Below are 23,042 nucleotides of genomic sequence, written 5' to 3'. Positions count from 1 at the left end.
TGTTCTTAATGAGTGCCCAGCTTAACTGGGCCTTTACAGTGAGAGTAAGATGAACTTAGCCCTACCTATTATTGATATTTCTACGCTAGATAATAGCGATAGTCAGCACTGGCAAGAAACCATTCAAGCCATTGATTCTGCCTGTCGTGACAAGGGCTTTTTTTATGTGACCGGTCATGGCATTCCTAGCGAGCAATTTGCCGCTATGCAAGCCATGGCTGCGAAGTTCTTTGCTCTCAGTGAACAAGAAAAACAAAAGATCAATATTCAGCACTCGGCCAACCATAGAGGTTGGGGACAAGTAAGTGCAGAGCAACTTGACCCAAGCGGCCCTAAAGACTGCAAAGAGACCTTTGATATGGCTTTAGATCTTAGCCCTTATCATCCACAAGTTGCGCGTTACCCACAGTTGTACGGGCCAAATCAGTACCCAAATCTTGACGGCTTTATCCAACTTTTGCAGCAGCATTACGAACTCACTTTGCAAGCTGGCCTCAAAATACTTAAAGCCATGGCTTTAGCCTTGGGCCAAAGCGAAGACTTCTTTAGCAAGCATTTTAGCTGCCCGATTAGTGTGCTGCGCTTAATTCATTATCCGCCTCAGCTACAAAATGATAACGGCGCTGGCGCACACACAGACTATGGCTGCATTACCTTGCTGTATCAGGATCAAACCGGCGGCCTACAGGTACAAGACCGCAATCAACAATGGCTAGATGCACCACCGGTGGAGAATAGTTTTGTGGTGAATATTGGCGACTTAATGCAACGTTGGACCAACGGCCGATACAAGTCGACGCCGCATCGAGTGCTTAGTCCAAAACAGCAAACTACTCGCTTTTCAATGCCATTTTTTGTAGAGCCAGACTTTGATACTCCAGTGAATACTCTCGCGAGCTGTTTAGCACCTGGGGAGCACAGTCAGTATCCCGAAATAACGGCTGGTGAATGGATACTATCGCGCTTTGCCGATACTTACGCTTATAGAAACGACCAGCAAGAATAAAAAAATTTGGCTAAAAAGCTGACCAATCAGTCAGCTTGATAGCTGCAAATTTTCCGGAGCAATCATGTTACAACTTATGATTAACGACCAAGCCATCACCTTAAGCCAGCAAGCGGCCGATACCATGCTGCTTAGCTTTTTACGCGAGCGACAAGGTTTAGTGGGCAGTAAAGAAGGTTGCGCCAGTGGCGATTGCGGTGCATGCACCGTAGTAATGGTGAGCCAAGATCAGCAACAACAACTTAGTTACAAGCAAATAAACAGCTGCATTACGCCCTTACATTCTTTGCACGGTAAACAAATCATTACCGTTGAATACCTAAAGCAAGGCCAAGAACTGCATCCCGTTCAACAAGCCATAGTAGATAAACATGGCAGCCAATGCGGTTTTTGTACGCCTGGTTTTGTGATGTCTTTATATGCCTTATCTCGTCAAACACCTAAACCCGAACATCCCGAGGAATTTTTAGCTGGCAACTTGTGCCGTTGCACTGGCTATGGGCCACTTATCGAAGCGGCTAAGCAAGTAGCAGCAGCGCCAGCGGCCAAGGATCATATCCAAGAAAATGAGTCCGCCGTGCAGTACTGGATGGGGCAATGCGACAAGCTAGAAAGTGACCACTACTGGCAACCTACGAGTCGCAGTGAGTTAGCCAGCATTCGCGCAAAACACCCTCATGCCAAATGGATAGGCGGCGGTACCGATTTAGCATTAGAAGTTACTCAACAGTATCAACGCATTGATGAAATTATCGACTTAACCGCCCTTCCTGAGCTCACCGGCATCGAGCGCACCAACAATGGTTGGCGCATAGGGGCGGCAGTGCCCTTAGATAAAGTTCACGCTTTTATGGCGCAGCACTACCCCACTACCGACGAAATTTTTGCTCGCTTGGGCAATATTACCATTCGTCACCGCGCCACCCTTGGTGGCAGTTTAGGCAATGCCTCACCCATTGGCGACATAGCTCCATTGCTAATTAGCCTAAACGGCAAAATTGAAGTAGATGATGGCACCACTACCGAGCTTTACGCACCGGAAGACTACATCACAGGCTACCGCGAAACGCGCTTAAAACCGCAACAATGGATTAGCGCCATTCACCTGCCAGATTTGTCTCCAACACTTAAGCATCAAATCTACAAGGTGAGTAAACGTTATGAAGATGACATCGCCACCGTGGTATTGGCGGTAGCCATGGAGTGCGATGACCAAGGCAGAGTAAGCCACTGCGTGATCTCAGCAGGTGGCGTGGCGGCTAAGTCGGTGCGCTTAAGCCAGCTAGAAGACTGCTTATTGGGTGAAGCCTTCAACAACGACAAACTCAAACAGCTACAAGCCCTAGTGCCGCAATATGTAAAACCCATTGATGATGTGCGAGCGAGCGCAGCTTACAGGGTATTGCTAGTACAGAATCTATTAAAACGCTTCTACCTCTATAGCCAACAATTACCCACGAGGTTAGCCGCCCATGCGTAAATTAACGACTCAGCACCTCGAGCAAACTGCGCCAAGCCAAGTAGTGGGTAAATCGATTCCCCATGAGAGTGCAGCCAAACAAGTCGCTGGCGAAGCGCAGTTCATCGACGACTATAACCTGCCAAGTGGTTGCTTGCATGCTGCAGTCATCACGAGCCAAGTAGCCAAAGGTAAAGTACTTGCTCAGCAATTAGATTCGCTGCAACAACACCCCGATGTAGTTGCGGTAATTCGCTGCCAGGATATCCCTGGACACCAAGATATTGGCCCGATATTTAAAGGCGACCCGCTGTTAAGTGAGAACGAGATTAGTTACTTCCAGCAGCCTATAGCACTAGTTCTTGCCCATAGCCACCAGCTCGCATGGCAAATTGCCCACCAAGCTAATCAAGAGCTAATACAATACCAAAGCGCCGATACGCTAGCGCTAAGTGAGCAAGATATTAGCGATTTAAGCCAGCCCAATGCAACCGTGCGCCCAAGCCATTGCATGGGCAAGCAAATAGCCGATGCTCAACTAGACCGCAGTGAACTGCAACTAAGTGGTGAACAACATATTGGCGGGCAAGAACACTTTTATTTAGAAGGACAAGTAAGCCTCGCACAGCCAACCGAAGATGGCGGCGTTATGCTTTACACCTCTTCACAGCACCCTAGCGAAGTACAAAAACTAGTAGCAGAAGTATTAGGCATTGCGTTTCACCAAGTTACCGTAGACATGCGCCGCATGGGCGGCGGCTTTGGCGGGAAAGAAACTCAAGCCGCTCAATGGGCGTGCTTAGCCAGCCTTGCTGCCTGGCATTGCAATAAACCGGTGAAAATACGCCTACCACGCAGTATAGATATGGCGGTAACCGGCAAGCGCCATCCTTTTTATAACCGATACCAACTAGGTTTAAGCGCAGAGGGAATCATTGAAAGTGCTAAGTTAGAAGTGAATGGCTTGTGTGGTCACTCGCCTGATTTATCCGACGCGATTGTGGATAGGGCGATGTTTCATAGCGACAACGCCTACAACTTAGGCGAAGCCGAAGTCGTAGGTAATCGATTAAAAACCGATACCGTTTCACATACAGCTTTCCGCGGCTTTGGTGGCCCACAAGGCATGATGTTAATTGAACAAGCTATGCAAGACATCGCAATTGCTACCGGCCAAGATGCCTTAGATGTGCGTTACAAAAACCTCTATCGCGATGGACATACCACCACCCACTACGGCATGCCAGTAGAGCAACATCAAGACCAGCTTAACTTAATTAAACAATTAGAAGAGAATTCAGATTACCGCGCACGCCGCCAACAAATAGATCAATGGAACAACTCTAATTCGCTAATCAAAAAAGGCCTTGCCTTAAGCCCTGTAAAATTTGGTATTTCATTTACCGCTAAACACCTTAACCAAGCAGGCGCACTGCTGCATGTATATACCGACGGCAGTGTTCAGTTGAATCATGGCGGCACCGAAATGGGCCAAGGTCTGCATACCAAGGTTCAGCAGATTGTGGCGCAAACTTTGGGGATTCCTTTTAGTTATGTGCTGATTACGTCTACCCGCACCGACAAAGTACCGAATACCTCACCCACGGCGGCTTCTTCAGGCAGTGATTTAAACGGGATGGCTGCGCATAATGCGGCGAAAGAAATCAAACAACGTTTGCTTGAATTTGCCCAGCAACATTACCAGCTTGCAGCAGAACAAATCACCATAAACCAAGGCCAAGTTAAACTCGCCGAGCAAACCATTAGCTGGGCGGAGTTAGTGCAACAAGCTTACATGCAGCGAGTGTCACTCTCAGCGACTGGCTTTTATAAAACACCTAAAATTTGGTACGACCGCGAACAAGCTCAGGGACGGCCGTTTTTCTACTTTGCACTGGGCGCTTCCGTTAGCGAAGTGAGCATTGATACGCTAACTGGGGAAATGAGCGTAGACCGAGTAGACATTCTGCATGATGTAGGCACCAGCCTGAATCCGGCCATCGACATTGGCCAAATAGAAGGCGCCTTTATACAAGGCCTAGGCTGGCTTACTAACGAAGAACTGGTATGGGACAAAAAAGGAAAGTTACTAAGTAATAGCCCGGCAAATTACAAAATCCCTACTATTGGCGACTACCCCGAACAAATGAACATTACATTGTTCGACCAAGCCAACCCTGAGCACAGCATCTACCGCTCTAAAGCAGTGGGCGAGCCACCTTTTATGTTAGCCATTAGCGCTTGGTGTGCCATTTACGATGCAGTGACGTCAATCAGCCAACATAAGCAGCCAGCGCAGTTAGATTCTCCAGCCACCAGCGAGCGAATTTTAATGGCTTGCCAAAAACAATATGAGTTTATGGAGGCGCAAGATGAGTGATTGGCAAACTCACTTTTTACCCAATAACTGGTTAGATGCCTGCAGTTATCTTAAACAGCAACAGCAGCCATTTTGTATTGCGACCATTGTGGCCGAGGCTGGTTCCGTGCCGCGAGCAACAGGCGCTAAAATGGTGATAAGTCAGCAACAACAATTCGATACCTTAGGCGGTGGAAATTTAGAGTTTTCGGTGATCAAGCATGCACGCGAGCAACTGGAAAAGGGAACAAAGTCTAATCACATTGAGCGCTTCTCCTTAGCTGCGGATCTAGCCCAATGTTGCGGGGGTGCAGTACAAGTATTGTTCGAATACTTTCTGGTTGATCAGCCACTTATCACCATTTATGGAGCGGGACATGTAAGCCATTGTTTATGTGAAATACTGGCGAAACTGCCGGTACAAGTGCAAGTCATTGATAACCGCCAGCAATGGCTAGATTCAATTGGCCAATTTGGTGTGAACACCCACTATCACGCACAGCCAGAAAATAGCGTAGCAGAACTAAAAGCCAACTCTTATGTTGTCATTCTAAGCCAAGACCATAGCTTAGATTTCGCGCTTAGTTTAGCTGCGTTGCGCCGGGGAAATTTAGCCTTTGTAGGCGTGATTGGCTCTCAAACTAAAGCCCAACGATTTAGGTATCGCTTAGCCGAACAACTTGAAAATCCGGCACAGTGTGATCAACTAACTTGCCCTATTGGCCTATCCGAGGTGAGTGGGAAATTACCCATGCAAGTCGCGGTATCGATTAGCGCCCAGCTGATCACGCTGCTAGAAAAACACGCTAAAACCGGTGACAGGGACCAGCAAAAACACCAATGGGAATCTAGCAATACTCTGCGAAAACAACTTGCGGGAGAACAGCTCAATGAGTGACGACGAAAAACATCTTAAGCTGCTAAACAATCTTCCGCACAGTCAATTCATCAGCGAAATGGCCAGTATTTGCAGTAGCAAAACATGGCAAACCACCATGGCAACATTGCGCCCCTTTCAGTCAGTTGAGCAATTTATGTCTATGGCGAAACAAGCCTTTAGCCAGCTAACAGAGAGCGATTGGCTGGAGGCTTTTGCGGGTCATCCAATGATTGGTGATCTAACCAGCCTTCAAAAAAAATACAACCAAGCCAAGCACTTAAGCGAAGCAGAGCAAGCACAAGTCAACCATGCTCAACAAGCCACTCTTAGTGCTTTACTCGAACTTAATCAGCGCTATTTAAGCCGTTATGGCTTCATTTTCATCGTATTTGCTAGCGGTAAATCCGCCGAGGAAATGCTGCATATATTGGAGCAGCGTTGCGGGAATAGCCGCGAGCAAGAATTACACAATGCTGCCGAACAACAACAACGCATTAGCCTGCGTAGAATGGAGAATTTATTTTGAGCACCTTAAGCTGCCATGTACTCGATACCACTTGTGGCCAGCCCGCAGCAGGTATTGCGGTAGAAATTTATCGCTTTGGCGAAAGCCAAAGCTTAGCCAAAGGCTTAACCGATCAAGACGGGCGTTATAAGTTTGAACAATTAGACTTGCCTAGCGATTGCTACTGCCTGCGTTTTATAACCGAAGAATACTGCCTAGCGCACTTCCAGCAATGCTTTTTTCCTTTAGCCGATGTGGTGTTTATTAGTGATGAGCAACAAGCCCATTACCACATCCCGCTGCTGTTAAGCACCTTTAGCTATTCCACTTATCGAGGCAGCTAAGATGACGCGACAGTTCCACCGCGGGAGTATTTTACACTTTCCAAAGGCCACTATTGCACCGAGCGATAACTACCAATATCTCCATGATGGCATGTTGGTAGTTGAGGATGGTCTTGTTCAACACCTTGGGGATGCGCAAGATTATTTGAGCAACAACCCCGAAGTACAAGCGGCTGTTATTCAGCATCATGGCCTAATTATTCCGGGGCTTATCGACAGCCATGTGCACTACCCCCAGGTAGAGATTATTGCCAGCTATGGCAAGCAACTATTGGATTGGTTAAACACTTACACCTTTCCTGCTGAGCAACAATTTGTTGAAGCTGCTTATGCTCGTGCCCAAGCCGAGTTCTTTTTGCAACAACTGTTTGCCCACGGCACCACCACAGCTAGTGTGTATGCAACCGTTCACCCGCAATCGGTAAGCAGCTTTTTTGAGGCGGCAGAAAGCTACAATGCACGAATGATTTGCGGCAAAGTATTGATGGACAGAAACTGCCCCACCGCGCTGCAAGATAGCGCTGAATCTGGCTATCGAGAGAGCAAGCAACTGCTGGAGCAATGGCACAAAAATGGCCGGCAACTCTACGCAATCACACCGCGTTTTGCGCCTACCAGTAGCGAAGCGCAATTAGCTAAAGCGGGTCAGTTAGCCAAGGAACACCCAGATAGCTTTATTCAAACTCATTTGTCGGAAAACCCCACCGAAGTACAGTGGATTAACGAGCTATTTCCCGATTACTCTGACTACCTGGCAGTGTACGAAGCGCATGACTTGGTGCGCGAACGTTCGCTATTTGGCCATGGCATACATCTTACCGACCGTGAGTATTTAGCCTTGGCAAGCTCAGGTGCAACCATTAACTTTTGCCCCTCATCTAACTTGTTTTTAGGTAGCGGTTTATTTAACTACCAACGCGCCCAAGCCAATGGCGTGGCCGTAGCGCTTGCTAGTGATGTAGGCGGTGGCACCAGCTTAAGTATGTTTGCTAACCAAGCTGATGCATACAAAGTTTGCCAGCTGCAACAAGCCAGCTTGAGCCCTTTCGATTCATTGTATTTATGTACTCAAGGCGCAGCAGTGGCAATGGGTATTGAAAGGCAAGTGGGCAATTTAAATGTAGGCAGCGAAGCCGATTTTATTGAACTAGATATGCACCCTACTCCGATGCTTAGCCAGCGCTTAAATAAAGCCAGCAGCTTAAGTGAGAAATTATTTGCCATTAATACCCTAGGTGATGACCGCGTTATAAACGCCACCTATTTAGCAGGTAAGCAAGTTTACAAAAAAGGACAACACTATGTGGCCACAGCTGTATGAATGGTTAGCCCTCTTTATTAAATGGTTTCATGTCATTGCAGGCATTGCATGGATAGGCGCTAGCTTTTATTTTGTTTGGTTAGATAACAACTTAAAAACGCCGCCAGAATGGAAAAAGCAAAAAGGCATTAAAGGCGATTTGTGGGCGGTGCATGGAGGCGGCTTTTACGAAGTAGCCAAGTACCAAGTGGGCCCAGAAAAAATGCCAGAAAAGCTCCATTGGTTTAAATGGGAAGCCTATAGCACCTGGCTTAGTGGCACATTATTGCTGTTTTGGATGTACTACCTTCGCGCCGATGCCTACCTAATTGACCCACAAGTGATGGCTTTAACCAGCTATCAAGCCATTGGTTTGGGAGTTGGCGGCATTGCGCTTGGTTTTGCCATTTATGAAGGTTTACTGCGCTCACCCATTGCTAACAAACCTTTGCCCTTAAGCCTATGTTTAATCGTTATAGGTGCACTGTTTTGTTATGGTTTTACTCAAGTATTTAGCGGCCGTGGTGCCTTTATCCATATGGGCGCATTAATTGGCACCATTATGGTGACCAATGTGTGGATCAAGATCATCCCAGGACAGCGACAAATGGTGGCGCAAGTTAGCGCTGGCGAACCCGTTGACCCAGCGCCAGGTCTCGAAGCAAAAAAGCGCTCGGTGCATAATAACTACCTCACCTTGCCAGTCATTTTCTTGATGATTAGTAACCACTATCCAATGATTTATCAGCACAGCCATAGTTGGTTAATCCTCTGTGCGCTGATCGGCTTAAGCGCTTGGATCCGCCATTATTTCAACCTAAAGCACCAAGGCGTTCAAAAGCCCAGCATTATTGTCAGCGGCGCTGCAGGCTTACTGTTACTGGCGGTGTTTTTAAGCTGGAGTAACGCTAATCGCCCTGTGCAGGTTCAAGATCAAAACAACAATGAGCTAAACGCCGAGCAGGGCCATGTAATGGCAATTATTCAGCAGCGCTGTACCACTTGTCACAGCCGCATGCCTACAGACGATACCTTCACCGCAGCACCTGGAGGGGTAAACTTAGATACTTGGCAAGATGTAGATCGCTGGAAAGCACGCATTGTAGAACGCTCATTTGTTAGTCAAGACATGCCGTTTTTGAACAAAACCCAAATGACTTATGGCGAACGGCAACTACTTGATCAGCATTTAAGTAACTAAGGGTGCTCTCAACTGAACCTCTAGTCCCAGGCTGTTGCAATTACAGCCTGGGTTTATCTCTAACTTTAAATTTAAACAAAATAGTTTTGCATCAACACCTGGTGCATCGCTAATTGTCCCCCGCGTACACCTGCCGGTTTAGCCGCTTTGCCAATAGCGATGATCATACCAATCACATGGTCTTGAGGCAGGTTAATAACCTCCGCCAATTGGCCAGCATCAAAACCTATCATTGGGCAAGTATCATAACCCAAGCCTTTCGCTGCTAGCATTAAGGTTTGGGCTGCCATGCCGCACGAGCGCATCGCTTCATCACGTTGCAACTGATCTTTGCCGTGATAAAAACTAGCTAGCATATCTACCAAAACACCCTGCGCTTTAGCGTCTACATTTTGCCAATAGCGCTCTGGTTGCTTAGCCCAAGCTTGAGTGTCAGCACATAACACCAATAACTCCGAAGCCTCTGTCACTTGTGGTTGGCCCCAAGCAGCTTCACCAACTTGCTCTCGCACCTCGGCATTGCTCACTCTTACAAATCGCCAATGCTGAATGTTGTAAGAGGTGGGCGATAACAACACAGCTTCCATCATTTTCTGGAAATCTCGCTCACTCATTTGTTCGCCTGAATGAAAATGCTTAACCGCACGACGTTGCTCAATGGCTGTAAATAGTTCCATGGTTGTTCCTTAAGCTTTGTAAGTAATTTGGTGAAACTTAAGACCTTGACTTAAGTTGCCACCAGCTTAATTCCGCAGGGTTTAAATGATAATCCCGCTTTTGCAAAAGAAACTGTTGAGAAAAACTATACAATAGTCTTAGAAAAGTGCTTTTAGCGTCCGTTATATTCAACAAAAATTGTGAGCAATAACTGGAATATTGATTAGCCTTTAGCAAAAATAATTCGCTAAAATACTTAAGTTTCTAGCGACGTTTTAGCAAGCTAAGGTATAAGGTGTGAGCCAAGAACTGTATATAAGAAAACCCGAGCGCAGCGATTTAGAAGAGCTAAGCGAGTGCTATCAAAACAGTGAGATATTTCATCGCCCTTGGAGCTATCCGCCAAAAAATGTGCGCGCTTATTTAGAAGAAGAACACCGCTATTTTGTTTGCCTGCAAGCAACGGGTGAAATAGTCGGTACTTTTAATATCTCGGCTATCATTCGCGGCCATTTTCAATCAGCTTACCTTAGTTACGAAGTCTTTCATCCTCACCAAGCCCAAGGCTATATGCGAGCAGGCATCCGCTTAGTATTAAAAGAAGCCTTCGAAGAACTCAACCTGCACCGCTTAGAAGCCAATATCCAGCCAGCCAATAAAGCTTCAATAGCATTAGTAGCAAAAGCAGGGTTCGTTAAAGAAGGTCTATCAAAAAACTACTTAAACATTGGTGGTAAAGGATGGAAAGACCACGAACGCTGGGCGATTATTAATCCTAAATGGCGTGCAGAATAACTTATGTGGCCAATGCTTAGCCGCTCTCAGGCAATTATAAACAAGTGCTAACTAGCAATGACAAGGCGATGTTAGTGACTAAAAAACCTTGCCACCTTTAACTATATGTGGCGACAAGGTCTTATTCATAACTAAGAATTGACCAACTTAAACCTCTCACCTTTAAAGGTCTTCACTGGATTACCCCGCTCAACTTGCAAATGTTGAAGCCAGCGTGACTTTTCCTGCTGGCCCATTTTATCTAGCTTGGTTAATTCCAACTTTTGCAGCAACAACGCTCGAGCTAAACGTTTATTAGCGTGTTGACTGCGCTCACTTTCAACTCTCACCGATAGTCCAGAGTTCACATGTATCGCTCGAACGGCCGAATCAGTAGTGTTAACATGTTGGCCACCAGCACCAGAGGCGCGGCAGGTTTGAAACCTTAACTCAGCATCATATTTAAGGTCATCTACTTCAAAGCAACGCCCACTAAAGTACCAGTTTCTGCGCTTATGTTGTGGCCTAAACTGGCTTTGGCAAACCCACAACAATGCGCCTTGCCACTCAGTTGCTAGCTGCGAGGCGTCTTTTGAATTTGTAGCGTCTAGCTTTAGTAAGGCAGACTTCAGACAGCCACTAACTTCCGCCTCATTGGCCTCAATTAGTTCCATATCTATCAATCTTTTGTTGCACTGACTTTCAATTACCTTAAGCGCTAAAGCCACAGCTCGACAACATTCGATTGGACCTTGCCCTGCAGAAAGCTGTAATAAGATCATCCCCCACAACTCCCGTTAGTTTTAAACGTTAACACCGGGCGCAACTTAGCAACTAACTCAATTAAACCAGCGTTGAGCATGTCAGAAATAACACTTTCACTGCTTTTATAAGCTTGAGGAGCTTCGTCATATAGTAGTTCCTTACTTCCGCAAACTACTCTACTGCCTAGGGCAGTGTTAATCATATCCTCGCGTTTATACTTATGGCTTAAGCGGCCTTGGCATTCTCCACGCTTCCATTTTCTCCCTGCTCCATGAGCTAAAGAAAACAGATTGCTAGATTGTGTATAAGCATTTATTGGTTTAACTAGGTAGGTGTAATCGCCACGGGAACCTGGAATCACCACATAACCTTGATCACTAGGTGTCGCACCTTTTCTATGTAACCATCCATTTTGATTAGCCACTTTTTTCGCAGTAACGAGGTTATGGTTAACATCCATAGACATAGTGCCTGACGCATTAATGGCATCAATAAAGCGCAAAGCAATAAGCTCTCGATTAAGTTCTGCCCAACGCACCGCTTCGTCGTGTTTTGAGATGTAATCTCCAAAGTCTTTGCTGTCTGTTGACAACCCGCCATGGCTATACTTAGTGACATGTTCAAGCAGTATCGATTGACCTAAGCCTCGCGATCCTGAATGAACCAGTAATTGAAGCCTCTTACGATCTAGTCCTAACTCATCTATAGCTTGTTGGTTAAAAACTTCTTCAATAGCTTGAAACTCAGCAAAGTGATTACCGCCGCCGATTGTCCCAAACGCATTGTCAAAACATGAATTGATAATGCGCTTTTCTTGCTTCCTTCTAGCGATGATGGGTAACCAAGCGTCATCTAATGGCATTTCCACATGTTTAAGTTTTCTCTCTAACTTGAGCAAATTTAATTTAGCTAACTTGGTTGATGTTTGCCATAAGGCCATACCACACCCTATATCGTTCCCAACCAACGCCGGATACACTTTATCTAACGCATGGAATGCAGCACCAATTGGGTATCCTCTACCGGGGTGAAGATCAGGCATACCAGCAACTAAGTTCATGCTAGGTAGCTCAGAAGTTTTTATTAATTGTTGTATTGCTAGCCCCTCGACCCAAGTATTTTTGGATGCAATAAGGCTAACTTTGTCAGTAATTTTTTGGACGGATTTGCCCATAATACCAATTCCTTTTAAAAGGATTTAAAACATAAAACGAATTGGCAGGTCTTTTTCTGAAAGGAAATAAAGCGGAAGGTTTCTAGTTCTTATATGAGTAGACAGTTAGAGATAACAAGCTCAACAATAAAAACTTTTACCCAGCTAGACCTGCAAAGGTTGTGGTTGATTTAGTCATGATATTTCTCCTTCGCAGATAAATTGATAATTAATTGAGCGTCGATACTAGGCAAACAATTCTTTAAAATCAATGATTAAATAATCATTAGTTAAAAAAAGCTAAACATATCGCTATGATGGGAACAAAAATTAGCAAGCATAAACCCCACACCACTATTTATCCTTAAGCTCCCAATATGGCTGTTCTGCAGCTAAGTGCTCTATGGCAAAATCGACAAAAGCTCTCACCTTGGCAGGCAAAAATTGACGCTCTGAAAACACTGCGTAAATGCTTTGGTTTGGCATTTGGTATTGGTTTAACAGCTTAATTAAACGCCCCGCTACAATATCTGGCCCAGCCACAAAAGTGGGTAAGCGCCCAATGCCTAATCCTTGCAACATGGCTTCGCGCAAAGCTTCACTGTTATTCACTCGATAATTGCCTTTTACGTCTATTGATTGTGATTGTCCATCACGCATAAATGTCCATTCTTTTACATCTCGAGAATAGCTAAACTGAAGGCAATTGTGGGCGGCTAATTGTTCAATAGTTTGCGGTATACCATAATGCTTTAAATACTCTGGAGAGGCGCATAACACGCTTTTTAGCGGAGCAAGTTTACGCACAATTAATGATGAATCGGGCAAGTTTCCGGCTCGTATTGCTACGTCAAAACCTTCGGCCACCAAGTCGACAACTTTGTCGTCCATCACCATATCAATAGTAATTTTAGGATAACGCTGCAAAAACTTGGCTATCAGCGGTGCTATATGTAAACGGCCAAAAGACATAGGCGTGTTAATGCGCAGCAAACCTTGTGGCTCCCCCTGCAATTGGGCAACCGCATCTTGGGCATCTTTTGCGGCATTATTGGCTTTTACCGCATGCTCAAAATAATGCTTACCCGCTTCGGTTAAACTCAGTTTACGGGTAGTACGGTGCAGTAATTTAACCCCAAGTTGCTGTTCGAGTAGATTAATCCGCTTACTTACTGCCGACTTGGAGATCCCCAAACTACGCGCTGCAGGCGAAAACCCACCATGTTCAACTACTGCTACAAATACAGGAATTGCTGCAAATCCGTCCATGCGCTCACCACTGTCAACTTAATCTCAACAGTTATTATCAAAATAGAGGGATTATCAGTCAATATAAATATTATTACACTGGCGGCATGACTGAATAACGCGGTATTTGCCATGCTAAACCCAAGCTACACTCACACTAAGCCAAGCTTAAACAACAACCATTTGGCAACCCATGGCTTGATGCTGCTAATGGTTACGCTAGTCGCTAGCTCTTTCCCAGTCGGCGCGGCGATTACCCATGCATTACCTCCAGTAGTGATGATGTTTTTGCGCTTCCTCACTGCGGCTTTGTTATTTGCCCCCTATGTGTTGTACAGAAACGGATTAACGTTACCTTCCGGTAAAACCTTAATGGGATATGCATTGCTGAGCGTACCCTTGGTGATATTTTTTTGGTGTATGTTTGAAGCGCTGCGCCATACCAGCGCGTTAAACACCGGTGCTTTATATACAACATTGCCTGCCATTACCGCCCTTACTAGCTTTTTTATCCTAGGCCAAGCCTTAAAACTACAGAGAGCGGTGGGTTTAACAATGGGTACTTTGGGCGCTTTATGGATTGTATTTCGCGGTGATGTTAATGCGCTGTTTGCATTAACGCTAAATCAAGGAGACTTGCTGTTTTTGCTCGGCTGTGTCGCTTTAAGTATTTATAACCCCTTAATGAAAAAGCTTTACCAAGGCGAGCCACAAGAACTAATGACATTTTGGGTCTTAACATTTGGCAGCCTGTTTTTGTTGCTACTTTCACTCAACAGCTTAAATGAGATTAATTGGTTAGCAGTGCCCCTAAAAGCTTATGCTGGCATTGGCTATTTAGCGTTATTCACTACCCTAACTACCTTTTTCTTGCTGCAAATAGGTACGGTGCGCCTTGGCCCCACCAAAGTGGCAGCCTACAGTTACTTAACGCCTCTATTGGTTTTAGTGCTTACAGTAAGTATGGGGTTTGAGCAACTATCATGGCGATTATTGCCTGGCGCAATACTGGTGTTTTTTGCAATGCTAATTATTCAAAATGACAATAGTTGAAACAGATGATTTTTTCTTGACCCGAGGCAATATTCTCAAATAAGGTAAGCGCGAATAAACCAACACTACAGGACGTAACTCATGGCACAGGCAGATATCGCTAACTTTGTTGAAGTTCTTACTAAAGATCCCGATCAAATTCGCTTTGAAGATAGTATGAAAATTATTGATGCAAACTACGAGTTCACGCCAAGTGCATTTAGCAACGGCAAGCAACATAATGCCGAAGGTGAAAACTCAGGCTCATGCAAAGTATTTGCTTTTGGTCAATTAAACGGATTAAGTAAACAACAAACCCTAGCCTTGTTTGGCCAATACTACCAAGATGTATTGTCTACGCCATACAGTGACGACCACCAAAATATTCGCCAGTTTATTAAAAACGGTTGGGATGGCATTAGCTTCAGCCAACCTGCCTTAAGCCTTAAAGCTTAAAACGTAAAAAGCCGCTTAATGCGGTTTTTTACTTCGCTAGTATCATCTCCACCGCTTCTCAGAGCCCCCTCAAAAAGTAGCACTACTCGGCAATGACTGCAGACTTTAAACCGCACTTAGCAACCCTAAACGCCAAACTCTTGTAAGGCATGCATTGCTGCTTTTGCTTTGTCGGTTTGCACAAATACATGATCGTGATAATAGGCAGCAATTACGTTCGCGCTAATACCTTTTGATGCGAGCTTGTTGGCAACAGCGGCGGTTAGCCCAACAGCCTCTAAGCTAGAGTGCACTGTTAAGGTAATCTGGCTGAATGAGCCCTCATATTCCAAGCCCGCTGCTTTAGCCGCTGCCTTTTTAACAACAAGTGTTAAACCTTCAGATTCTATAAAAGTGGCTACAGGCTCTAGTTCCAAGTATTCGCTAATACCTCCAGGAACCGTGCAGAATACAAATTCTGCATCTATCAACTTAGGGTGCATAGACCTTAAAAGCTCGTCTAAATCTGTAATTCCTGACATGCTGGAAATCCTTTTGTGAATGCGCCTTTATTGTATAAAACCATGAGCAAAATACTTAGTGGTTTCCCCCATTCCCCAAGAACATAGCAAGCTATCTGTTAGCTTACCCTAAATCTTATACTCCTTTGGGTCGTTAGATTTATTGCTTGTCATCTACCACTTTTAGTTTAGAGATATAAGGAAGGTTACGGTTTAAATTGTTCCAAGGTAAACCATAACCCACCAGCATATCGTCGCTGTCCATTAAATAAGCAAAATGTTGTTTTACTGGAATATCTACTCTGCCGGGTTTTACCAGCAAACTAGCAATAGACAAAGATGAGGGTGAGAACTGAGCACTTAGATGGGCAATAAGCCGCTGCATCGTTCCGCCAGACTCTATGGCATCATCAATTACAATCACTGGCTTATTGTTAATTTCGATATTTTGATGATAAACAATGGTGGAGTTGTTCTGCCGATCGCCAGGTGTATGTGGGCAAGAGATGTAATCCATTTCAACTTCAAAGTTTAACTGGCGCACCAGATCAGCAGTAAATAAAATACCTCCCGGAACTACCGTAATTAGCACAACCGTTTTACCTGCATACAAGTGATTTAGTTGCTTAGCTACCGTACTTACTCCTTGGCTAATTTGTTGCTGGCTTAATACCAGCTCGCCGATGTGTTTGTTTCCCATAAAAACCCTTTGTATTTGAACTAAGTGATGGCTGGCTGATCGCTTTTTGTTGGCTGCGACTGCGGCCAGAGTTTCAGTCGTTCGGTGCTAAACATCATTAAACCACTAAACACTAGCAATGCGATTGGCAGGACCACAAAAGAACTGGATGCAGCCAATAAGCCGATAAACGGAGGCATTAAGGTAGTCCCAACATAGGCGCAAGCCATCGATAAACCAATAATAGTCTGCGTTGCTTGCTTGCCAAACCGTTGTGGCGTTAGATGAATAGTATTTGGATAGATAGGCGCACAACCAAAGCCGATAAACATTAAGCCGATTTTAGCCAGCATTGGCCAACCAGGTATCAGCAAAAACATAACGCCAACAAAAATAGTCAATACTCCACCACGAACTAGTTTATCTTCTGCAATTCGCTCAGAAACAAATCCACATATAAAGCGCCCCAGCGTAATCCCCAAAAAGTACATAGCGGTCCAAAAAGCAGCATTGGCAGCACTTACTTGCTGCTGACTAATTAAGTAACTAGCGGCCCACAAGCCAGTCCCCGCTTCTAAGGAGCAATAACAAAAAAAAGTAAGCAATTGCAGCTTAACGCCCTTCATTTTAAAGGCTGTAGCATTGCTTAGCGGTGTATGCTGCTCGCCGCTTGCTGCTAACTTCTCGCTGGTTGCGCGTCGCCACAGGGGCAAAGCCAACAGCAATACTGCAACTAAGGCAAACTGAATATAAGAAATACTGGCGTAACCGTCGCGCCAACCTTGTTGCTGACTCAGATAAATCGCCATAATCAAAGGACCAGCGGTGGCACCAACGCCCCAAAAAGAATGCAGGTAATTCATATGTTTGGCTTTGTAGTTTATCGCGACAAAGTTGTTTAAAGCGGCATCCACTGCGCCCGCACCTAAACCTAAAGGCACAGCCAAAAGCGCCAGTAACCAAACGTTGTAAGTTAAGCTAAAGCCAAATAAAGCAATCGCAGTCATTAGTACGCTTACAGCTACCACTTTACCTGTGCCAAAGTAATGAGTAAGCCGAGTAGATAATAGACTCGACACCACTGTTCCCGCGCTAACAACAATAGAAATTGCACCGGCAAATTCGAGGCTGGCGTCTAAGTCGCCCCGCATGATTGGCCACGATGAGCCCAATAGTGAGTCGGGCAAACCAAGGCTAATAAACGCCAGGTAAATAATCGCTAACAGCAATAGCATTTCAGTTACTCACTAGGTAAGACAGATGAACATCAAAGTAACTGAACAATACTCTTCACTACGATTGCTTAATAGCGATTTTCTCTCATAAAATACAACAAAACTCTCAGTTAATGATGAAAGGCAATTCTTTGCTCTTCAAATAGAGGTGAAGGCATGAATACTTACAAAATTCGTTTTTTCAATTCTGCCGGATATCGTGACAACGAAATCATCCGCACTAATTTTCAGATTGAAGAGCGGAACAATAGCTTGGTGGTCTTAGAAGAAGGGGTTGTTGTTGGTAATGCCGAGATGGTTGAACAGCTTATTAACGAAACCCGCGGTTGGCAAGAAGCCAACACCGCAGTCAGTGCAGAGAAAGTGACAAGCGAAGGTGGTACGCTTAGTCACTAAGCCCAATTGAGTACTTAATCTCGCTGCACCACGCCAAAATTAGATTGCTGCAATAACCACGCTTGCATGTGTTTATCGAATAAACGTTCGAAGGTATTAAACTTAGTAAGCTGAGTGACCCGTTCACTTAAATGACGCCTTAATGCTTCGCTATTACAACCTGATTTTTTTGAAAAAGTGAAATACAAACCCTCTATTGAGATTGGATTATCTAAAGCAACAACCTTAGATTTTAAGCCCGCCGACTCCAAAATAGTTAAGCCCTGATATAACTCGTAAAGCACATAATCGAAACGGTCGGCCAACAACATGGCAAAAGAGCGCTCTGCCGATGCACTGCTAAGTATTTTCAGGTTCTTTTTGGCGTAAGCATCAAAGTCTTGACCAAAGCTGTTATTTACTAAGGTGCCTCCACGGCGGTCTAACAAGTCTTCCCATTTTTGATAATTAAATTCCTTACCTTTTTTGGTCCAAACAACACTGGGAACGTCAGTAAACTGCGGCACAATGTAGTCCATGTATTCTTGTCGCTCATTGGTTAGAAAGGCGCCCGCTAACATATCTATTTCACCATGTTTGGCTTCTTGCAATGCTCTTGCCCATACGCCTCGATCCCGAGCGTCAACACTAATCTCGGTGTCCATTAAAGCCAACTCAAGTAGTTCTATGGCTAAGCCAGTAAGCTTGCCAGGATGATTTTGGTCTCGCCATAATATGGGGGGATATTCGGCATTACCGGTTACCACTAATCGATTACAAATAGTTAGCTCGGAGGCTGACACCCACTGAGAGCTGCTGAGTGCGACAATTAAGAATAAGGTTTTGGTAAACGCGGACATTGCGTAGCTTCCTTAAATACAACCTGTACTTAAGGTTAGCGCTAAGTACTTAGTTATCAAGCTTGCTTAATGCTAAGCAACTGAAAAATTTGTATTTAGTGACCAGACTCCAATTTAGCTTAAGGCTCATTGTCAGCATCCGCTTTATAAACTAGCTAAGGATGCGGAGTGTCCACCAAACTAATCCGCTTGCTTATCGGTATTTACCTGCTTCGCTTGCTGCCAAGCTTGACGGCAAAGCTCACTGCCATCTGCATCCAGCGGCGCTTCCACTATCCAGCGCAAAGGTGAAACAACCGGGCTGGTTACAAAACGAATGGTGGTGCCAATTAAACCACCACTTGCGATGCCTATTCTGAAATCTTCAAAACTTCCAGTAACTTGTACCGGTGTAGACAAACCAAAGATTTGGGCGCGTTTCGCTTTTGGTCGCAACACCATTTTTACTTGTTGTTGCTTAAAGTCCACTTCGGTTTCACCTAGCACTCTCATGCGGGAAGTGTCTGCCAACAAGACATTTTGCACCAATTCACCATCGTTACTATCAAAGGCGGCCACCACGCAATTAAGTACCGATTTGTCGGAATCATCTAGTTCGGGAACTACAGCACTGGCTAGGCTTACCGCCCATAAGTCCATAATTCCGGCTTCAAATTCTTTAGGCCAAACCGCAAATCCTACCTTACCGTTGGCATTCTCTAACCATTGCTCAAGCAGTTCAAACTCACTGTTTACATCTAAATGTAGACTAAAACTACCACGCATTTCGGTATCGGGTTTTATCCGCCTTGCTAACAAGCCATAATCAAAATTATCGATATCCGCCTTAAGCTGACTATAAAAACCATTTTCTAAAGCACTTAACTCGCCACTAAGGTTAATTTCACCGCCTGGCAGGGCCAACCATAGAGGCGCTAAACGCAAGCTGCCATCGTGTAACTGCCAATGCAATTTACCCTCGCCTAACCAATCTTCACCAGATTTAACCCGCTCAACATCTAAAGAAAAATTGGCGTTTAAACGCTGGAACACAGCTTGACTCAACAAAGGCTGAGCGACATCGTTTGAATCAACTTTATTTTGCTCCTCAGAATTACTTTGCGTTTGTTCAGCTGGCAAAGCAGCGCGTTGCTCAAGCCCTTGCCAATCTCCCGTTTTAAAATCATCTAACTGAATATTATTGGCACTAATCGCAATATCGAGTTGGGGTTTTGCGTTTACGGTACTTAAGTTAGCCAAGCCAGTGAGCTCGCTATTTGCTACCGCTAATAGCATGTTATTAATTGCGTAGCCTTGCTCGTTTATCTGCAATTCACCGGCAAGCTCTATCGGGCCAAACGGTGGCAGTTGAATACCATGCAAACTGTCTAGCTGACTTAAACTAGGACTTTTTAAGCGCATGGCAAGGCTTAAGTTATTGCTTGAAACTGGACGTGGAAGTGTCGCCTCTGCCGCTAAGCTAACCTGGTTTATGTCTAAATTAAGCTGAATTGGCAGCTCACGAGGTTGTTGGCTAAACTCGGCCAAACTGAGAGTGCTTAGCTCTACACTTAACGGAAGCTGCTTTAACTGACCTGTTAGGGCCAAAGTCAAGGGCTGCTGCGGGCTAGCAGTTAAGCTCCCTTGATTGAGCTCTACTCTTGCGCTCGCTTGAGTATTGGGATCAATTAAGTCCCAATGGCCGCCAATCAGCTTAGCCGAGAGCGTGGTGCTCGCTAATAGCTGGGCTATATTGTCGCCCGTTAAAGACAAATCTAGTTCTGCACGTTCCAAAGCTAAATTAGCTTGTTCTGCAATATTGAGTTGTTTAAGCAATTGAGGGATATTTGGCTGCTCACTAGCAACAGTAAAATCTAGTTTTAGTGGTGAACTACGTAAATCTAATACTGCGTTCCCCGCTATTTTACTTTGAGCAAATTCGCCACTAAATGGCGCTTGCTGCAACCAGCCATCACGCGCAGAAGCTTGCAGTGCTATTCGATTAAATTGATGTTCACCTAACAGTAGTTGCGCTACCGAAATATCAAGATCAGCATCATGAATAGCCACACCTTGCGGCAAGATAGGCACACTAATATCTATTGCCTTCTTTTCACTAGCCGGTTGGGTAGCTGCTTTATCTTCTTTTAATCCTGGCTGTGCAGATTCGCTGGGCATAAAGGCCATTAACTGGGCTATGTTAATGCGTTGCCAATCGGAACTAATGCTCACTAAACCTTGCTCAGTTTTACTTTTATCCCAACTTGCCTGTAACTTGCCTTGGCTGTCGGCCAATTGAAGCTGATTAATGTTAAGTGATGAACGCCCTTTTGCTGCCTGCAATGCGAGATCGAGCTTAAAAATCCCCTGCGCTTCTTTATCTACGCCTAGCCATGGCGCGAGCAAACCAATACGTGGAGAATTTGCATTTAGCTGCAGACTTGCTCCCTGCTGCCACACGCCACTAGGTAGCTCTCCATTTAGGTTTAGCTCTATTGCGGGCGAGTCTAACTGCATGCGCACTTGCCACGCTTGTTGATTGAGCATGGCTCTTAGAGGGCTGGTATGAATTACCGCGCTAACCGGAATATCTAGCAACACACCATCAAGATTAACGGCTACTTCACTCGCTAATCCGGCACTCATGTTAGCACTGGCAATATCAAAACTGGTGCCAGCGGGTAAGGTCATACGGCTGTCTTCAATCTTGTAGTTAAACTGGCTACTTTCTAGTAGCTCAGCAACATCACTACCCGCCGCATTAATGCGTAATACCGAGCGGCCAATGCTTCCAGTACTTCCCGCCAACATTGGAATGCGGCTGGCTAATTTATCTAGTGGAGATTTTTGCGCGACCAAGCGCATTGACGTTGTTAAGCGGTCGTCCTGCACATTTGCTTTTAAGTTACCGCGAAAGCGAATGTCGTCGACCACTGCGCGCAGCGGTGCTTTTAACTGTTCACCTTCTACTTTTAAACCTAGGCTAATAGATGATATTTCTTGCGGTAGCCCGATTATCTCACCAATGCTTAACGACAAATCTGCATCGGCTTGATTTAACCAGTAGCGGATTATCTGCAACAACGGTAAAGCTTCAGCTTGTGTTTCTGCTTCTTGAACTTGCGCGACAGCGGGCTTATTTGGCTTCGGCTGAGTGGGAGTATCAACTAAAGGTTCTTCTGAAGACTGATTAGGCTCAACGTTGGGAAGCCAAACGCCTAAATCAATTTGGTTTATATCTAAGTTGCCATTAATAGCCACTGGCTGGTGCCCGGTAAGCGCTAACTCACCAGAAAATTGGCTACTCCCTAAAGTAGCCGAAATTGGCGATAAACTATAACTCCCAGGTTTACCATCAAAACGGGTCGCTAATTTAATGGGTGCAATATGCGATAAATTTTCTCCTAACAAACGGGCAATCGAATCGGCATTTTGCCAATCAAGTTTCAGCTCCAAGTAGCTGTTTATTTCTTTTTGCGGCGCCAACTGGCCCGATAAGCCCAAACTAGCATCTGCCACCTGCATATTCAGTTGCACGTCGCCAGCTCGCCCTTGCAATAAGGGCTCTAACTGCCAGGTTGAATCTAAGGAGTAACGCTCATCTAGCATGCTGCCTTTTGCTGTCATCGCCAAGGTCTCGCTATCTAAGGAGGTTAGTTTCAGCTCTTCGAGCTGCCAGCTAAGCACTGCTTCAGCAGCTTGGTCTGTGTAGCTAATTCTGGCATCACTAATTAAAATTTGCTCTTTGATTTCAAAGCTATAGTTAATACCTTGCCAAGTGAAATCATTGCTACCTTCTGATTTGCTAAGGTCTGGCTGAGAGGCTGTATTGCTTGGCGCGGTTGCAGAACTAGCAAATTGCCAATTGTTATCCCCTTCCTCGGTTCTTATTAACTCTAAATAAAAGCCATCTAGCAGTACTTGCTCGATCTCTAGATGCTGCCTTAGTAATGGCAATACTTGAACCTGAGCACTGGTTTTGCGCACTTGAGCAAAGCTTTGTTCACCAAAGCCGCTAGGATTGGCAATATGAATATCTTCAACGGTAATCGCTGGACGAAAAGACAGCTCTAGTTGGATATTTCCGTTAATACGAACATCTCGCTGCAGTTGCTCGCTAAGTAGCTTGGTAACCAATTGACGGCTATCACCAATCTCTACCTTCACCCCCACCATTAAGGCTGCAATGGGTAGCAGGACAATAAGCAACAACACTGTTAAACCTATTAAGCTTCGTTTTAGCCAGGGCTTCATTTTCATCACTACAGTCACGTT

The 23,042-nt window shown here is 45.1% G+C and carries 21 protein-coding genes; 12 read left to right on the top strand and 9 right to left on the bottom strand.

Features of this window, described 5'->3' with window-relative positions:
* The first annotated feature begins 49 nt into the window (after positions 1–49).
* The 8 genes from K5620_RS08265 to K5620_RS08230 all read left to right on the top strand — a co-directional run bounded on the left by K5620_RS08265 (position 50) and on the right by K5620_RS08230 (position 9,054).
* Positions 50–1,006, top strand: coding sequence for an isopenicillin N synthase family dioxygenase (locus K5620_RS08265; protein WP_016400626.1), 957 nt, complete (start codon positions 50–52; stop codon positions 1,004–1,006).
* Positions 1,007–1,070: 64 nt separating this feature from the next.
* Complete coding sequence (gene xdhA / locus K5620_RS08260; RefSeq protein WP_016400627.1) at positions 1,071–2,486, top strand: xanthine dehydrogenase small subunit; 1,416 nt, start codon at positions 1,071–1,073, stop codon at positions 2,484–2,486.
* Positions 2,479–4,845: a xanthine dehydrogenase molybdopterin binding subunit gene (xdhB, locus tag K5620_RS08255; protein WP_016400628.1), complete on the top strand. Its 2,367-nt coding sequence runs from the start codon at positions 2,479–2,481 to the stop codon at positions 4,843–4,845. Before xdhA ends, xdhB begins: the two co-directional genes overlap by 8 nt.
* Entirely contained in the window at positions 4,838–5,722 is an 885-nt protein-coding gene (gene xdhC, locus K5620_RS08250) for a xanthine dehydrogenase accessory protein XdhC (protein WP_016400629.1), read from the top strand. Before xdhB ends, xdhC begins: the two co-directional genes overlap by 8 nt.
* On the top strand, positions 5,715–6,230 hold the full coding sequence (uraD, locus tag K5620_RS08245) for a 2-oxo-4-hydroxy-4-carboxy-5-ureidoimidazoline decarboxylase (RefSeq protein WP_016400630.1): 516 nt from the start codon (positions 5,715–5,717) through the stop codon (positions 6,228–6,230). The genes xdhC and uraD overlap by 8 nt, the downstream gene beginning before the upstream one ends.
* A complete protein-coding gene (uraH, locus tag K5620_RS08240) occupies positions 6,227–6,553 on the top strand; it encodes a hydroxyisourate hydrolase (RefSeq protein WP_016400631.1) in 327 nt (108 codons plus the stop codon). Before uraD ends, uraH begins: the two co-directional genes overlap by 4 nt.
* Position 6,554: 1 nt before the next feature.
* Positions 6,555–7,874, top strand: a complete 1,320-nt coding sequence (gene guaD / locus K5620_RS08235) for a guanine deaminase (protein ID WP_016400632.1) — start codon at positions 6,555–6,557, stop codon at positions 7,872–7,874.
* Complete coding sequence (locus K5620_RS08230; protein WP_221077467.1) at positions 7,855–9,054, top strand: urate hydroxylase PuuD; 1,200 nt, start codon at positions 7,855–7,857, stop codon at positions 9,052–9,054. Before guaD ends, K5620_RS08230 begins: the two co-directional genes overlap by 20 nt.
* A 71-nt stretch (positions 9,055–9,125) precedes the next feature.
* On the opposite strand, the gene K5620_RS08225 is transcribed toward K5620_RS08230, so the two are convergent.
* Complete coding sequence (locus K5620_RS08225) at positions 9,126–9,731, bottom strand: nitroreductase family protein (RefSeq protein ID WP_016400635.1); 606 nt, start codon at positions 9,729–9,731, stop codon at positions 9,126–9,128.
* A 277-nt stretch (positions 9,732–10,008) separates the two neighbouring features.
* Between K5620_RS08225 and K5620_RS08220 the strand changes: the two genes are divergently transcribed.
* Positions 10,009–10,506 carry a GNAT family N-acetyltransferase gene (locus K5620_RS08220; protein WP_016400636.1) on the top strand — a complete coding sequence of 166 codons (498 nt, stop codon included), beginning with the start codon at positions 10,009–10,011 and terminating at the stop codon, positions 10,504–10,506.
* 131 nt (positions 10,507–10,637) lie between these two features.
* On the opposite strand, the gene prfH is transcribed toward K5620_RS08220, so the two are convergent.
* The 3 genes from prfH to K5620_RS08205 form a co-directional block, all read right to left on the bottom strand.
* Positions 10,638–11,267, bottom strand: coding sequence for a peptide chain release factor H (gene prfH, locus K5620_RS08215; protein ID WP_040306891.1), 630 nt, complete (start codon positions 11,265–11,267; stop codon positions 10,638–10,640).
* Positions 11,264–12,424, bottom strand: coding sequence for an RNA ligase RtcB family protein (locus K5620_RS08210; protein ID WP_016400638.1), 1,161 nt, complete (start codon positions 12,422–12,424; stop codon positions 11,264–11,266). The genes prfH and K5620_RS08210 overlap by 4 nt, the downstream gene beginning before the upstream one ends.
* A gap of 333 nt (positions 12,425–12,757) precedes the next feature.
* Entirely contained in the window at positions 12,758–13,672 is a 915-nt protein-coding gene (locus tag K5620_RS08205; RefSeq protein WP_016400639.1) for a LysR family transcriptional regulator, read from the bottom strand.
* A gap of 111 nt (positions 13,673–13,783) precedes the next feature.
* On the opposite strand from K5620_RS08205, the gene K5620_RS08200 reads away from it, so the two are divergent.
* Positions 13,784–14,704, top strand: coding sequence for a DMT family transporter (locus K5620_RS08200; RefSeq protein ID WP_221077466.1), 921 nt, complete (start codon positions 13,784–13,786; stop codon positions 14,702–14,704).
* An 81-nt stretch (positions 14,705–14,785) separates the two neighbouring features.
* Positions 14,786–15,139, top strand: coding sequence for a HopJ type III effector protein (locus K5620_RS08195; protein WP_016400642.1), 354 nt, complete (start codon positions 14,786–14,788; stop codon positions 15,137–15,139).
* Between the two features lie 125 nt (positions 15,140–15,264).
* Here K5620_RS08195 and K5620_RS08190 read toward each other — a convergent pair whose 3' ends face one another.
* From K5620_RS08190 to K5620_RS08180, 3 genes are all read right to left on the bottom strand, one after another.
* On the bottom strand, positions 15,265–15,660 hold the full coding sequence (locus tag K5620_RS08190) for an ACT domain-containing protein (protein ID WP_016400643.1): 396 nt from the start codon (positions 15,658–15,660) through the stop codon (positions 15,265–15,267).
* Between the two features lie 139 nt (positions 15,661–15,799).
* Positions 15,800–16,339, bottom strand: a complete 540-nt coding sequence (locus tag K5620_RS08185) for a phosphoribosyltransferase (RefSeq protein WP_016400644.1) — start codon at positions 16,337–16,339, stop codon at positions 15,800–15,802.
* Between the two features lie 20 nt (positions 16,340–16,359).
* Positions 16,360–17,553, bottom strand: a complete 1,194-nt coding sequence (locus tag K5620_RS08180) for an MFS transporter (RefSeq protein ID WP_016400645.1) — start codon at positions 17,551–17,553, stop codon at positions 16,360–16,362.
* A gap of 156 nt (positions 17,554–17,709) precedes the next feature.
* Between K5620_RS08180 and K5620_RS08175 the strand changes: the two genes are divergently transcribed.
* On the top strand, positions 17,710–17,949 hold the full coding sequence (locus K5620_RS08175; protein ID WP_016400646.1) for a hypothetical protein: 240 nt from the start codon (positions 17,710–17,712) through the stop codon (positions 17,947–17,949).
* 14 nt (positions 17,950–17,963) lie between these two features.
* On the opposite strand, the gene K5620_RS08170 is transcribed toward K5620_RS08175, so the two are convergent.
* A complete protein-coding gene (locus K5620_RS08170) occupies positions 17,964–18,788 on the bottom strand; it encodes a substrate-binding periplasmic protein (RefSeq protein ID WP_016400647.1) in 825 nt (274 codons plus the stop codon).
* Between the two features lie 180 nt (positions 18,789–18,968).
* A complete protein-coding gene (locus tag K5620_RS08165; RefSeq protein ID WP_016400648.1) occupies positions 18,969–23,027 on the bottom strand; it encodes an AsmA family protein in 4,059 nt (1,352 codons plus the stop codon).
* Between the last annotated feature and the right edge of the window lie 15 nt (positions 23,028–23,042).

Origin of the sequence: Agarivorans albus, assembly GCF_019670105.1 — a bacterium.
GTDB lineage: Bacteria > Pseudomonadota > Gammaproteobacteria > Enterobacterales > Celerinatantimonadaceae > Agarivorans > Agarivorans albus.
This window is presented reverse-complemented; position numbering and strand designations above follow the sequence as displayed.